The organism is Streptomyces sp. NPDC005017 (genome assembly GCF_042873115.1).
GTDB lineage: Bacteria > Actinomycetota > Actinomycetes > Streptomycetales > Streptomycetaceae > Streptomyces.
Genome location: NZ_JBIALD010000008.1, coordinates 120,243 through 133,507 on the forward strand (window position 1 = coordinate 120,243; position 13,265 = coordinate 133,507).

17 protein-coding genes are annotated in these 13,265 nt (G+C 71.4%); all 17 read left to right on the top strand.

What is annotated here, in order from left to right; genetic code table 11:
• Nucleotides 1-6 precede the first annotated feature (6 nt).
• The 17 genes from ACFYR0_RS14680 to ACFYR0_RS14760 all read left to right on the top strand — a co-directional run bounded on the left by ACFYR0_RS14680 (nt 7) and on the right by ACFYR0_RS14760 (nt 13,237).
• Nucleotides 7-795: a hypothetical protein gene (locus ACFYR0_RS14680; protein WP_389326619.1), complete on the top strand. Its 789-nt coding sequence runs from the start codon at nt 7-9 to the stop codon at nt 793-795.
• Between the two features lie 47 nt (nt 796-842).
• Nucleotides 843-1,352, top strand: a complete 510-nt coding sequence (locus ACFYR0_RS14685) for a hypothetical protein (protein WP_389326622.1) — start codon at nt 843-845, stop codon at nt 1,350-1,352.
• Nucleotides 1,353-1,551: 199 nt separating this feature from the next.
• Nucleotides 1,552-2,424 (top strand): hypothetical protein, encoded by an 873-nt coding sequence (locus ACFYR0_RS14690; RefSeq protein WP_389326625.1) that lies wholly within the window; start codon nt 1,552-1,554, stop codon nt 2,422-2,424.
• 40 nt (nt 2,425-2,464) lie between these two features.
• Nucleotides 2,465-3,175, top strand: a complete 711-nt coding sequence (locus tag ACFYR0_RS14695; RefSeq protein ID WP_389326628.1) for a hypothetical protein — start codon at nt 2,465-2,467, stop codon at nt 3,173-3,175.
• A complete protein-coding gene (locus tag ACFYR0_RS14700; RefSeq protein WP_389326631.1) occupies nt 3,172-3,717 on the top strand; it encodes a hypothetical protein in 546 nt (181 codons plus the stop codon). Before ACFYR0_RS14695 ends, ACFYR0_RS14700 begins: the two co-directional genes overlap by 4 nt.
• 187 nt (nt 3,718-3,904) lie before the next feature.
• Nucleotides 3,905-4,354 (top strand): hypothetical protein, encoded by a 450-nt coding sequence (locus ACFYR0_RS14705; RefSeq protein ID WP_389326634.1) that lies wholly within the window; start codon nt 3,905-3,907, stop codon nt 4,352-4,354.
• A gap of 111 nt (nt 4,355-4,465) precedes the next feature.
• Nucleotides 4,466-5,158 (top strand): glycosyltransferase, encoded by a 693-nt coding sequence (locus ACFYR0_RS14710; RefSeq protein ID WP_389327084.1) that lies wholly within the window; start codon nt 4,466-4,468, stop codon nt 5,156-5,158.
• Nucleotides 5,158-5,685 (top strand): hypothetical protein, encoded by a 528-nt coding sequence (locus ACFYR0_RS14715; RefSeq protein ID WP_389326637.1) that lies wholly within the window; start codon nt 5,158-5,160, stop codon nt 5,683-5,685. The genes ACFYR0_RS14710 and ACFYR0_RS14715 overlap by 1 nt, the downstream gene beginning before the upstream one ends.
• 20 nt (nt 5,686-5,705) lie before the next feature.
• The gene (locus tag ACFYR0_RS14720; protein WP_389326640.1) at nt 5,706-6,881 is read left to right on the top strand and encodes a hypothetical protein; all 1,176 of its coding nucleotides are present in this window, start codon (nt 5,706-5,708) and stop codon (nt 6,879-6,881) included.
• Nucleotides 6,882-7,018: 137 nt separating this feature from the next.
• The gene (locus ACFYR0_RS14725; RefSeq protein ID WP_389326643.1) at nt 7,019-7,351 is read left to right on the top strand and encodes a hypothetical protein; all 333 of its coding nucleotides are present in this window, start codon (nt 7,019-7,021) and stop codon (nt 7,349-7,351) included.
• On the top strand, nt 7,348-7,689 hold the full coding sequence (locus tag ACFYR0_RS14730; RefSeq protein ID WP_389326646.1) for a hypothetical protein: 342 nt from the start codon (nt 7,348-7,350) through the stop codon (nt 7,687-7,689). The genes ACFYR0_RS14725 and ACFYR0_RS14730 overlap by 4 nt, the downstream gene beginning before the upstream one ends.
• Before the next feature lie 456 nt (nt 7,690-8,145).
• Nucleotides 8,146-9,297 (top strand): MFS transporter, encoded by a 1,152-nt coding sequence (locus tag ACFYR0_RS14735; RefSeq protein ID WP_389326649.1) that lies wholly within the window; start codon nt 8,146-8,148, stop codon nt 9,295-9,297.
• Between the two features lie 174 nt (nt 9,298-9,471).
• Nucleotides 9,472-9,909, top strand: a complete 438-nt coding sequence (locus tag ACFYR0_RS14740) for a hypothetical protein (protein WP_389326652.1) — start codon at nt 9,472-9,474, stop codon at nt 9,907-9,909.
• A 47-nt stretch (nt 9,910-9,956) separates the two neighbouring features.
• Nucleotides 9,957-10,454, top strand: coding sequence for a hypothetical protein (locus ACFYR0_RS14745; RefSeq protein ID WP_389326655.1), 498 nt, complete (start codon nt 9,957-9,959; stop codon nt 10,452-10,454).
• A gap of 106 nt (nt 10,455-10,560) precedes the next feature.
• A complete protein-coding gene (locus ACFYR0_RS14750; RefSeq protein ID WP_389326658.1) occupies nt 10,561-10,998 on the top strand; it encodes a hypothetical protein in 438 nt (145 codons plus the stop codon).
• 812 nt (nt 10,999-11,810) lie between these two features.
• Complete coding sequence (locus tag ACFYR0_RS14755) at nt 11,811-12,569, top strand: hypothetical protein (RefSeq protein ID WP_389326661.1); 759 nt, start codon at nt 11,811-11,813, stop codon at nt 12,567-12,569.
• Entirely contained in the window at nt 12,566-13,237 is a 672-nt protein-coding gene (locus ACFYR0_RS14760; RefSeq protein WP_389326664.1) for a hypothetical protein, read from the top strand. Before ACFYR0_RS14755 ends, ACFYR0_RS14760 begins: the two co-directional genes overlap by 4 nt.
• Nucleotides 13,238-13,265 lie beyond the last annotated feature (28 nt).

Genomic DNA, 13,265 nt, shown 5'->3' on the forward strand with positions numbered 1-13,265 from the left:
GAACCCATGCCCCCATCCCGCACCGACGCATCCGCCTTCGCCACCGCCCTCGCCCAGCACCTGCCTGGGCAGTGGTACCGCAAGTACGAAGGCTTCCCTCCTCCTAAGAACCACCGGTTGATCGCCGACCGCGTGTGGGACTGCGGTCCCGCCAATTCGGCCGTCCTGGACTTCCCCGACGCCCCCGTCTCGCTTCTCGAAGGGCCCGACGACGCACAGCTCTGTGTCATCGAACGACCCCGCTCGCCCCGCCAGTACCTGGTCGCCCCGCTGGAGCCTGAGGGCTTCAAGCCACACCACTTCCGCATGGTGGACGGGCCGAACGGGATCGCCATCCCCGACGATCCGGTCCGAGCCGCCGCCGCGGTCTCCCGCCGCGTGCTGCCCCGCTACCGGCAGGCCATGGACGCGGTCCGTCACAACGCCGTCATCCAGCCCGAGCCCCCGCACCGGCTGCCCGCACCGGAGGTCGCCCAGACCCTCACGCTGATCTGGTACCCCGACGGGGTCGTGGGCGCACCGTATAAGTCGGTGCCCGAAGACGCCCGTATGGTGCTGTACGGCTGCCGTTTCCAGTACAGCCCGCACGAGTCGGCGTTCGTGCTGCCCGCCTCCTACAGCACCAGCGACCGCGCCCTGCTGATCCAGACCGCCGTCCGGCTCCTCACCGCCCAAGGCATCGGCGTCAACTTCCGCCACACTGCCACCGCCTCGGTGGGCCCACCGACCCGCCCGCCCACAGCGGCGCCCGGCACGCAGCCGACGGCAGGCACGCCGTCCTCAGCGCGGCGGTAGACGCCCCGCACATCCTGGAGTTGCCGCTGTCCGATCCTGACCAGCGGATGCTGCTGCACGACGTGGCCGACCGGCTCAACACCGTGGCCGACCACCTCCCGCTCCCCGACCAGATCCAACCAGACCCGGCCCTGAGCGAGATCCTGGACGACGAAGTCCGCCACCTGGCCCGCCTGCTGGGATACCTGGCCGGGGAGAGCGCCTTCCGCCACCGGGCCACCGCCCGCTACCCGACCCGCGTCACGGCCACCCACCGCCGGACCACGCTCGCGCTCGCCCAAGCCGCCGAGCCCACCGGCGCCGCGCTCGCCGCCCTCGGCGCCGCCGTCCACCACCTCGGCCTCCTCGCCGACCTCACCCACCAAGCACCTGGTCCCGCCCGTACCAGGGCGATCGCCGCCGCGCACCAGGGTCTCGTGGACCGGCTCGGCGAGAGCCGCACTTGCCTCGCCCGCGCCGCAAAGCACCTGCGTGCCGCCGCCGACACCCGGGTGGCACCGGCCCTGACCGCGCCGCTCCCGCCGACGGCATCCGCCACCGCATCCCGTACCCGGTAACCCGCTATTCCCCCGGAGCTCCCTCATTCCCCTGCACACCTCCGCCCGCCGCACCGCCCTCCTGCTCACCGCCGTATCCATCGCGCTGACCGCAACCGCCTGCGCCACCGACGCCGACACCACAGCCACGGCCACCCGCAGCGCCTCCCCCACGCCGACCGCCGAGCCGGAGCTGACGAAGAAGGAGGCCCTCGCCCAGATGGCCCACTACTCCAAGATCAACAACGAGGCCAACGCCGACAACAACCGCAAGCTCCTCGACACCATCGAGGACGGTCCCCTGTACGCGATGTCGGTCGCGGACTACAAGCAGGACGAGGGCCTGCCCAAGGCCGACCGCGAGAAGTACAAGCCGTGGTCGTACAACCTCGCCGCCACCGACGTCTACATCCCCCGCTTCACCGCCGGCCAGCCCAAGTGGTTCGCCACCGTCACCTACAGCGGCAAGAACAACAAGTACACCCGCGTCCTAATCATGGCCGAGCAGCCCAAGGCGCAGCGGTGGGAGATGGTCGCCGCCGTCGACCTCGACGACCCCAAGCAGGTCCCGAAGATCGCCCTCGACGCAGACGGCTACGCCACCGCCATCGACGCGACCTCCCCCAAGGCCGTCGCCGCCCCCGCCGACGTGCTGCGTGCCGCCGTGATCGACAACTTCTCAACCGGCGACGACCTGACCGGCAAGAAGGTCTTCGCCACAACGAAGACATCGAAGCGGCAGATCACGGTCCACGACGAGACGATCCACAAGTTCGGCAGCCGCGGCACCACCGAGTTCTCCTCCGCCGTCACCGAGTTCCCCGACAGCTACGCGCTCAAGACAACCGATGGCCGTGCCCTCGTGGTCCTCGCGCACACCCACACCCAGCGCGACGCCGTCGCCCACTCCGGGCTGCAGATCGTGCCGGACAAGGAAGACCGCGCCTGGCTCGGCACCACCCCGAGCCCGCACTTCACGTACACGTTCACCTGCTCCGACGTGGCCACCGTCCCCACCACGCCGGGCAAATCGCAGCTCATCGGCTACACCTGCCGCCGAACCAACGCCGAGGGCCTGTCCACCTCCGCATGACCACTGCAGCCCCAGAAGCCACGCGGAGGAGGAACTACCCTTGCATGTAACCGAGTTCGCCACCGCGCTCGCCGACCGCCTGCCAGGCCGCTGGCAGCCCGGTCCGGCGACCACGCTCATCGCCCAGGACGCCGCCAGCAACCGCATCTGGGACAGCGGCCCCCTGGCGTACACCGCCTTCGAAGCCGCCGACGTGCAGCGATGCGTACTCACGTCCCCGCACGGACTCCAGCTGTACGTCATGCCCCGCCCCCACCGCCCGGACCAGTACCTGGTGCTGCCGATGCTGCCCGCCGGCACCAGCCACGAGCACGTCCAGGGCCTGCCGGATGCCCCGCGCGGCATCGCCGTTCCAGCGCATCCCGCCCGCGCCGCAGCCGCCGTACACCGCCGCTTCCTGATTGACTACCGTCTCGCGGCCATGCCGGCGTGGCGCCGCGCGAGTCCCGGCCGTCTGCGGGTGGAGATCCGGTTCGATGCCGAGGCCCGCCCGCGCATCACCTGCACCTACGGCCGCGCCCTCATCCACCTCCTCGCCTACGGCGGCTTCCTTCTCGACCCCGCCACGGGCGAGTGCCACCTGCCGCAGGACCTCCCGCCCGAGCAGGCCTCGCGCCAGCTCCACCGCAGCGTCGCACGCCTGGAAAGCCTCTACTTCACCGTGGCCGTCCGGCCCCCGCACAGCCCGGCACCAACCGCCGACCGGCCCGTGCCGCCACGGGCCGACCCGCACCCGGGCAGGCGCCGATGAGTCTTGCCGACGACGCCTTCATCGACGCGCGCCTGGCCTACTGGCAGCGCCACATCATGCAGACGGCCGCGAGCCTGGTCCCGCCGCAGACCGGTCCGGCACACGCTGCCCTCGGGCCCGTTCTGGACCAGCTCGTCGCCGTGTACAACCTGGCCTCCGGCCTCGTCGCCGACCTGCGCCAGTCCACCGACGGCTCCATCGCGACGAGCGACGCGGGACGCGCGTACCTGTCCCAGCTGGCCAACGCGCTCGCGCACAGCAACCGTGCCGCAACACACCTGAGCACGGCCGTGATCGGCCTCGCCGACACCCACCGGCTCACCCCGCGCCCCGGCACAACCGCCCCAGTCGAGAGCCAGCTGAGCGCCGCGCTCGGCCACGCCGCCGCGCTGCGCAGCCTGAACCGGGCCCTGGCAGCCGTCACCGGCCCGCTCTCCGACTCTCAGCCCGGCACGGGATCCGCGCCAGCGCCCGCCGTCATCGAGCCGCACCGCCGGGCCGCCGACGGCCCCGGCACCCAACCCGTACGCCGCCGCCCCTGACGTACGGACGTCAACCACCCACCATCCGAACGCCCTTGGAGAACCCCTGGCTACCCGCTCCTTCATCGCCCGCCCCACCGACACCGGGTACGCCGGCGTATACGTCCACTGGGACGGCTACCCCAGCCACCATCTGCCCCTGCTGCTCGGCGCCCATCAGTACCGCTTCGTCGGCGATCTCGATGCCTTGTGCCGGCATCTGATCGACGGAGCACCCGAGGGCTGGTCCCAGCTGGGCACCGACCTCCTCGACGGCGCCCCCGAGCCACTGCGCGCCGAACTCGTCGGCAGCGACGAACACCCCAGCAAGCAACTCGACGACGTCCACGTCATCACCGGCGGCGCAGCCGAACCGGAACCGTGGACCGTCACCGAGAAGTCCGACAGGGGCCTGGACTGGGGATACGTCCTGCACCCGTACGGCATCGAAGTCATCCCGCTCCACGCGGAGGCCCGCGGTCCCGTCGTGGCCTGGGACACCGACCCCCGCGCGCGGTTCAGCAACGGCACCTACCGCTGGCGCCCCGGCAAGCCGGTCCCTGCGACCCTGCCGCCCCGAGCCGCCGCCCTCAGCACACCGACCGCCACGCCCGCCCCCGTGTCGGCCGCCACGCCTCGGACCGTGCCTCACCGCTGACCCCTTCTCGCCTCTTCTTCCGCGGAGAACCTCCTGCACTCCCCCACCGCCAAGATCACCGTCGTCATCGCCACCCGGCTGCAGCCCGACCGGCTCGGCTACCTGACCACCCTGCACGAAAGCCTCACCCGGCAGAGCGTGCCGTGGGAGGTGGTGATCACGCTCGACGGCGCCCAACCCACCCGCCTGCCCGCGCCCCTCACCGACGACGCGCGCGTCCGCGTTATCGCGCTGCCCCGGCCGGTCGGCGCCGCCTGCGCCCGCAACCTCGCGCTCAACGAAGTGCGCACCACGTATGTCAACTGGGCTGACGACGATGACGAGTTCGCCGACGACGCCCTGGCCGTACGGCTGCACACCCTGGAGACGACCGGCCTTGGCTGGTGCGCGGGATACAGCGAAGACCTCCGCCCGGACGGCACGACCACATTGTGGCGCTGCCCCACACCGCCCGGCCGGCACAAGGCCGGCGACGTATGGACGTACTGGAAGAAGCCCGAGGACACCATCCCGCTCGGGCCGACCACCATCCTCGCGCGCACCGATCTCGTACGGGCCGCCCCGATGGGCGGGCTCGTCCAGGGCGAGGACTACATGGCCGCGATCGGCGTCACCTGTCTCGCCCCGGGCATCCTGCTGCCCGTCCCGGTCTACCGGTACCGCAAGCACCCAGGTCAGATGACCCGCCATGACTCGTACGACGTCTTGGAGTCGCCTGCTCGGCGGCACGCATGGAATTACGGACGCAGCCTGCGAGCCGCCTTCTCCGCGCGGGAGACGAGCGATGCAGCCGGGGTCGTCTGATGTCCTCCTCCATCAGCCAGGCCACCCTGGATTACCTGGCCCTACGTCTGGACGAGCTGGCCGCCCAATTCCCCACCAGTCCCGAGGCCGTCGACCTGGTCACGCTCACCGACGACATCGGCATCCTGACCCACCACCTGCAGCACGCCGCCGAACGTGCGCAGGAACGGTTCACCGCACCACAGACGGTCTACCCGCCCGAACGCGTCGCCCTGGTCCGGCTCACCAGAGCCACCGCAGGTATCGCGAGCGCCCTGGACATGCTCGCCGAGGCCCTGACCTTCGCCACGACCGGCTTCCAGCGAGAAGCCGTGGAGGACCTCGCCCACTCGCATCTGCGCAACGACCCCGAGGTCCTGCGGATCATGACGGCCAAGAAATACGTCGCGGCCCGCGCCCGGCTGCGCCACACCGCCACCGCCCTGCGCGAGGCATCTACGCGGACGACGCCATCCATGCTGCGGACGGCGGGCCTGCGGACCCAGCCGACTGCCCTCCCGCAGACCCGGCAGCCGAGCCGCCACTGAGTCCACCGAAAGATCCCGAGATGCCCCCGAACCACCCTGCCGAGATCACTCTCGCCTACAGCCGCACCGCCGGCCTGGTCGCCATCGCCCACGGCGAGCAGTACCGGTGGGCCCGCACCGCCCTGGAACAGTCCGGATTCACCAAACGGGGCGACGGAAGCTACCACGCTCCCGGGCCCGACGTCCCGGCTGCCGCCGCGAAGCTGCTGCCTCTCGCCCACCGCCACCACACCACCGTGGACGTCAGCCCCCGCCCGTACCTCGGTGACATCGCTGACCGGATCGCCGCGCAACTGCCCGGGACGTGGACCGCCCAGGTCGAGATCTACAGCCACCCCATCTGGCAGACAGACCTGCTGCCCTGGCTGTGGGACCGCGGTGAACTCGTCCGCACGGTAGAGGAGCAGCGGGTGCCGTACGCGGCGAAGCTCACCAGCAGCACGGGCATCGAGCTGCTGCTCGCCGAACGGGACGAGGATCCCCGACTCGGCTATCTGGTCGGAGCAGTCGCCTCCCACGAGGAGTTCGACAACAGCTACGACAACCCCTACGCGCCGCCCGGAATCGCGCTCCCCCCGCAGCCGGACCCGGCGGCCAAGGCCATCGCGGATACGTTCCTGCCCTCATGCCACCGGGCCCTGCACGCACGGCGTCTGGACGCCGTGGTCTCAGCCCTCGACCAACTGCGCGACGAGTACGACGCCGTGACGGCGATCTGGGAATCCGGCCGCTCCAGCGACGGCACCCCTCTCACCGGTCACGACATGGTGGAGGTGAACAAGACCTTCGCCGAGCACGCCTGGCGCATTTTCCGAGCAGTCCTCACCCACGCACCCGGCCTGCTGCAGCAGTGCGAAGGCGCGGTCACCGACCGTTCCGCCGACACCGACACCGTGGCGCAGTTGAGCGAGGCTCTCGCCTCCAGCCAGGCCGCACTCGATGCCTGGCGGCACAGCCAGAACCCCGCCTCCGCCCAGCCTTCCGCCCGCCTGCTGCCACCGGTCGAGGTGCGCACACGGCTCGGGCTTGAGGCGGTGCCGGCCATCGAGACGTGGCTCGCCGAGAGCGAGGCATTCGTACGCATCGCCGAAGCCGCCACACCCGGCGGACCCCTACAGCCTCTCGCTGACGGAACCCCACCCGCACCCAAGGCCGCCCTGCCTCCCAGCACCCGGCCGTCATCCGTGCGCCGCTGACCAGCAGAAAGGATCCGTCCCTGTCCGACCACTTCCACTTCCGCGCCCACCCCGAACACGGCTTCGTCGCGGTAGCCACGGCCCACATCCAACCCCACCTGGCCGACTGGTTCCTGACCCGCGAACAGTTCGTGCCGGTGCCCAACACTCCGGGCCTGTACCGGCTCACTCACCCCGAGCAGGACGGCCTGCGCCGCACCCGCCAGGCGGTGAAGGACCTGCGCCACCACGGCTACCAAGTGCACGCCGACTCCACCCTCGATCCCACCCTCACCCCCGGCCCGCCCCAACCGACCGCGCAGCAGGGGCTGAGGGACCGCCGCGCCCGCCTCGCGCAAGCCGCCGCCGCACGCCCTCCGCACCTCGGTTCCCCTCTCACCGCCACGCCCGGGCACGCAACCCGGCCAACCACCGTCCCCGGGACCGCCATGGGTCCGTCCGCCCGCCCCGGGCGAGGTAGGCGAGCATGACCAGCACACCGATCCGCATCACCCGCGGCCTTGGCGGCGAGGTCGAGGTCGAGGGCCCCTGCGACGCCTTCGCAGCGAGCATCCTGGCCCGCGCCGGATTCGACACCTACCCCACCCTGCGCGGGCAGTGGGTCCGTCTCCCGTTTGACATGGGCTGCGCCTGGGAGAACGAACGCGCCACCTGGGCGGCCGACATGCTCGCCGCCGCCCGCTACGCCGTCGACCTCGACCCGGACCTGCAAAGCCACCCATCCAGTACGTCCGCGCCTCCCTCGGCACCGCACCGTACGAAGGCTGCGATGACCGCACAGCCCACCCGCCGCGGCAGCCGCCGCTGACGTACGGCCACGAGACGAAAGACACCGACCTGACTTCCTTCGCCGAGATCACCCTCTACCTAGCAACCACCGCACGATCGTCGCCCTCCCCACCGGGGACGGCCGCCGGTGGGCCAAGACGGCCCTGGACCTCGCGGGGTTCACCACGGATACCGACGGCATCCACCCTCGCCGCTGGACGAACCCACCAGAGCTCGCGAGGCCCTCGCCCACCTTCACCAGGCCGCCCGTGACTACCGAGTCACGGTCATCACTCCGAGACATCACCAGGCCGCCCTCTAAAACGCCCGGTCGGTGGAATCCGTACGACTCCGCCTCCCGCACCGCCTTCACCCGCCAACTACAGCTCCGCACCGCGCCGCTGAGCCCCTGAACGGAAACTTCTCCCCGCAATTGACCACCACTGATCATGCGCCGGCCCAGTCACCAGCCGCCGCCTCGACGTCCTATCGCGCTGTGCTGGGTAGCCGGCACGTTGCCCGGCTGCTCGGCGGCACTCTCGTCGGACGCATGCCCAACGGGATGGCACCCGTCGCCATCGTGCTTCTGATCACCTCCCAAGGCGCCTCCCTGGCCTCCGCCGGACTGCTGAGTGCCCTGTACGGGCTGGCTGGTGCGCTCTCCCAGCCGGTCAAGGGCCGCTTGATGGACCGCCATGGCCAGATACTGGTGTCCGCGCCCGGGGCGCTCCTCAGCTCCGGCTGTCTGCTGCTCCTGCTGGTCGGGGGCCATCCGATGGTCGCGCTCTGCGCGGTCGTGCTCGCGGGCTTGTGCTCCGCTCCTTTGGAGGCAGGTCTGCGATCCCTGTGGAGCACCGTCCTGCCCGATCCTGGCCAGCGCCGGGTTGCCCTCGCGCTCGATGCCGGTTCCCAGGGGCTGCTCTACATCGCCGGTCCGCTGTTGGTGGCCGCGCTCGCCACCGTCTCCGGTCCCCCCGCGGCGATCATCGGGACCGTCGTGCTCGGCCTCGTCGGCACGACCGTGGTACTCACCGCGCCACCGTCGCGCGCCTGGCGCCCGCAGCACACCGTTAGTTCCGCTGCGGCCGGGCTGCACAGCACCGCCCTGTCGCTGGTCTTCCTCGCCCATGGCGGCTTCGGGATCGCCCTCGGCGCCATGAACATGTGGGCGGTGGCCATGGCCGAAGTGCACGACATAGAGATGCTGTCCGGGCTGATCCCTGCCGCCTTCGCCACCGGCAGCTTCCTCGGTGGCCTGTTCTACGCCCGCCGTGCCTGGCCGGGCTCGCCCCTCGTCCAGTTGCTCTCGGCCGCTGCCGGGTTCTTGGCAGGGTGGCTGCCGCTGCTCGCCCAACCTGGCCCGCACACGGCTACGGTCGTGGTCGCCGTGCCGGGCGTGTTCCTCACCGTGGTGATCGCCTGTGGCTTCACGACCGCGGATGTCCTCGTGCCAACGGGGCGCAGGACCGAAGCGTACGCCTGGCTGACCGCCTCGGTCGGCGTCGGGCAGGCCGTCGGCACCGCCTTGGCCGGGGCCCTCGCCACCCACCGCATCGCCGCCGCGGCCCTTCCAGCGGCCGGAGCCGTCCTTGCCCTCACCGTCCTCGCCGCCGCCCGCCACCGCATCGCCGCCCGCGGTGGCCGCTGAACCCACCGCCGTCGCCCCACCCCGTCGGCGCTTCCATCCCAGCGACAGCGGCACGGTCGTCGGTCCCCCAAGTGGGCACGGCCACCGATGGCCCGAGGCCGACACACCCCGCCTCTCCGGGGACGTCGCCACCGCCCCGCTTCCCATCCCCTACCTGTGAAAGGCCCTTTCGCCTTGCCCCACCTGTCCACGGCCTCCTGGGACTGCCACAACTGGAGTTGCGGGATCTGCACCTCACCGCACCGCGATGAGTTGACCCTGCTGCGCTGCGCCATCGTCACGCTGCTGGAGCACGGACGTTGGATGGCCGCCGACGAGATCCCTCTGTCCGAGATCCTCACCGGCGCCAGCGACTACCTGGTCGGCCTGGCCGGCCCCCGTGACGACGACACCCCGGTCCCGGCGGCCAACCACCGGGCCTGGGTGGACGCCGAACTGCGCCTGGCCGTTGCCCGCGCCGCCGGCCTGGATGCCGTCAGCACCCTCGACCCCCGCATCGACAGTGTCCTGACCGCCGCGGCCTCGCGGTCCTGGCGGCGCCAGATGGACCTGCTCGACCTCGCCGCCGAGCAGTTCACCCAGCGGCACCCGCGCCCCGCCCGCACCCACTGAACCCACCGGCGCTCCGCGCCGCACCCCGACACGAGGAGACCCTGTACATGTCAGTTAAAATGCGCTGGACCGTCACCCACGCCTGCACCCACGACGTCGTTCACGACCTGTCCGACCGCCCCGCCGACCAGCGCGCCGGCTTCGCCCGCTGGCTCGCGTCGAAGGACTGCGCCGACTGCTGGAAGGCCGCTCGCGATAACGACGCCGCTGGCAAGGAAGAGTGGCTCGCCGCCAAGCGGGCCGAGGAACAGCAGGCCGCCACCGTGTGGGCCGAGCAGTTCGAGATGCCGCCGCTGGGGGGCACCGAACGCGCCCGGGACTGGGGCGAGCGCTGCCGCCACCAGCTGGTCACCCGCTCCTACGCCGCACTGGTCACCGAGGGCACCTGGAACGAGGCCGACTGGGCGGTGCTGGAGGAAAAGGTCCGCACCATCACCCGCGCCGGATGGTGGATCGACCAAAGGGACGCCGACGGCACCGACCTGCCCGAACTCCTGGACGCCGCCACCAGCAACGACCGCGGCACCGAGAACCCGTACCGGTAGCCGACCAGCGGTTATACCCGACAATCCCCGGTTACCGAAACCGGGGATCCTCCGGAGTATTGAGCCTCCCACCGCCCCCGTGCTGCTCGTGGAAGGACCCTCTGCTGTGCCCGACGCTCCCGGCCCCTCGCACATACCCGCCGCCTGGAGATCATCCCTGGAAACGCTGACCGCCCGACGGGACATCACCCACGCCCACTTCACCCCCGGCGACCAGGTCGTGATCCCCCAACGCGTCACCAACGGCATCCTGTCGGGCGACATCATGACCATCGTCGCCCCCTCCTGGCACTTGCCCACCGACGAGGACGGCTGGCGGCTGCGCAACCCGACCGGCGGCGACCGCACCTTCATCACCGCCCACCCCCGCTACATGATCCACCGCGGCCACCACTGCCCCGACTGCCTGATCCACCGGCGCGCCCTGGAGGACTACGTGCTGCCCAAGGTGCCCTTCGGCAGCGGGCCCTTCGACTGCGGCTGGTACTCCCTCACCCACCTCAACCAGCTCGTCCACATCCACGACGCCCGGGGCGGCCGATGACCCTCCCCACCCGCCGCCCCGGCCGGGCCCTGACGCTGCTGCGCGCCGGCGCTGACGCCACCGCAGCCATCCCCGCCGACCACTGGCCCGCCCAACTGATCGCCCGTCTGAGCGAACTCGAGGCAACCTGGCAGGAATCCGCGCAGTTGTGCGCCGATGCCGCATGGACGGCACGGGCCGCCGGCCCCGGCTCTGCGCGCCGGTTTCGTCCCCGTCGTCCGCCTGCACAAGACCTGTCACCGCCTCCCCGCCAGCCTGGACGAGGCCGAGGAGAAACGTCTCGCCACTCGCGCGGTCGCCCGGCTGCGCGCCGTCAGCTACCCCGTCGACTGCGACGACGCCTTCGCCATCGAGACGCGCGAAGGCCACCATGTGCCACTCGGCGCCCAGATCGCCCACCTCGCCGGGCGGATCCGCGAAGCCACGACGACCGACCAGGTGGCCGACGCGCTGACCGAACTGACCACCTCCCACGACGGGGTGCAGATCGCCCTGGGCGAAGTACTCACGGCGAACCGCCGAGTTGTACCAGGACCTGGGCCAGCCGCCGGACCCATACACCGCGAAGCGGCTGCACTACCTCGCCGAGCACCGACTCGGCCTCATCCGGTCCGACCTGGCGCACATCCAAGTGACCTCGCCGACCGGCACCAGGACCATCCCCAGCGCCGAGCGCGCACCGCCGAGGCCGGACGGACAAACACGAAGCATCCGCCGTCTGCGCCCTCTCCACCGCCCCTGGCCCTGTCCCCAGCGCACCGGCTCCAGCCGGCCGGCGGCGCTAACCCCTGACCCTTTTCCCCGAGGAGACCATGCACGACCCCGACACCGACACCGGCTACCTCGGCTCCTTCGCCGCCGTCCTCGCCGGTGAACTGCCCGGAACCTGGACCAGCCAGTACCACCCGGACCGCGGAGGCGACAACGACCACGACGCCCTCACCGACCACGTGTGGGACATGAACGAGGTCGCCGACGCCCTGGCCAGGCACACCGTGGACCACTGCGCCGTGTTGACCCGCGACGACGGCACCTGCCTGTTCATCGCGGACCCCATCGGCCACGGCGAGGGCTACCTGATCGCCGCCATGGCCCCCCAGGATGCTCCCGCCGAAGCCTTCCGCGGTGTACGGGAGCCCGACGGCATCGCCGTCGCCGCCGATCCGTTCGGCGCCGCCGAGGACATCACCCACAACCTGCTGCCCCGCTACGACAAGGCCCTCGCCCAGGTCCGCAACAACGCCGCCCGCCTCGCCGCACCGCCCGCAGAGCCCGAGCGTGTGGTGATGACCTGGTCCGGCGACACCCTGCACGTGGCGAAGCCCCACCGGCCCGAAGTCGCCCAGGTTTTGCAGGCCAACGGTTTCGTCTTCGACACGGACACAGAGGTGTTCGTCCTGTCCGGCGACGACACCGCCGTGCAGGCGGCGTCCGTCCAAGCGGCGGGCGCGCAGCTGAGCGAGCTGGGCATCGGCGTGATCCTGCGCCAACGTCCGGCCCGGCCCGCCCTGGACACCACCGCCGTTGCGCCTCCGGCCCCGACGATCACGTCCCCGCACCGCGGACGATGAACCAACCGCACGAGGACGAACCGCAGTTCTTCGTCCTGGAGTACATCACCATCGCCCGCGACCCGCGAACCCAGCTGGTCGTCGCCGTTGGCGGCGACCAGCGCGCGGCCGGCATCCTGCAGACCACCGGCGGCTTCCTCTCCGTCCCGGGCCCGCGGGGCGATTACCACCGTCAGCCGCACACCATGCCCGTCGAGCAGCAGCGCCAGGGCGCCACCGCCGCAGCCCACGCGCTGCTCCTGGCCGGATTCAGCGTTCATCTCGACCCCACGCTCAACACCCTCGGCACACCGGGTGGCGACCGGCAAGCCGCCCACCGCTACCTCGACCAACTCGCTGAACGGGCCCGCGTGGCCGACGACGATCGCGAGGTCGCCGCCGTACTGACCGAGATCGCCGCGCCCGACGACGGGCTGCTGCCTCGTCTCGTACAGGCCCTGATCGCCACGTGGGCGCCGTGGGCCGAGCGGTTCCACGACGCTGGCGGCGAGCCGGATCCAACAGAGCAGCTGATGACCACCACCAGCAGCCTGTCCCAGCACGCGTGGCGGATTGAGCAGATCCGCAACCAAGCTGCCCGCCGGCCGATGCCGCCGACAGCGACTGCGAACCCGGCAGCCACCGCACCCTCAATACCCCAGTCCGCGCCGCCCGTCCGGCTGCGCTAGCCCCGATCTGTGAACAGGAGCAGCCCCT

What these genes read in the sequence shown, in the direction of transcription:
- ACFYR0_RS14680 (WP_389326619.1), top strand. Translation starts at nt 7, where the DNA reads ATGCCCCCATCCCGCACCGACGCATCCGCCTTCGCCACCGCCCTCGCC.
- ACFYR0_RS14685 (WP_389326622.1), top strand. Translation starts at nt 843, where the DNA reads ATGCTGCTGCACGACGTGGCCGACCGGCTCAACACCGTGGCCGACCAC.
- ACFYR0_RS14690 (WP_389326625.1), top strand. Translation starts at nt 1,552, where the DNA reads ATGGCCCACTACTCCAAGATCAACAACGAGGCCAACGCCGACAACAAC.
- ACFYR0_RS14700 (WP_389326631.1), top strand. Translation starts at nt 3,172, where the DNA reads ATGAGTCTTGCCGACGACGCCTTCATCGACGCGCGCCTGGCCTACTGG.
- ACFYR0_RS14715 (WP_389326637.1), top strand. Translation starts at nt 5,158, where the DNA reads ATGTCCTCCTCCATCAGCCAGGCCACCCTGGATTACCTGGCCCTACGT.
- ACFYR0_RS14720 (WP_389326640.1), top strand. Translation starts at nt 5,706, where the DNA reads ATGCCCCCGAACCACCCTGCCGAGATCACTCTCGCCTACAGCCGCACC.
- ACFYR0_RS14730 (WP_389326646.1), top strand. Translation starts at nt 7,348, where the DNA reads ATGACCAGCACACCGATCCGCATCACCCGCGGCCTTGGCGGCGAGGTC.
- ACFYR0_RS14745 (WP_389326655.1), top strand. Translation starts at nt 9,957, where the DNA reads ATGTCAGTTAAAATGCGCTGGACCGTCACCCACGCCTGCACCCACGAC.
- ACFYR0_RS14755 (WP_389326661.1), top strand. Translation starts at nt 11,811, where the DNA reads ATGCACGACCCCGACACCGACACCGGCTACCTCGGCTCCTTCGCCGCC.
- ACFYR0_RS14760 (WP_389326664.1), top strand. Translation starts at nt 12,566, where the DNA reads ATGAACCAACCGCACGAGGACGAACCGCAGTTCTTCGTCCTGGAGTAC.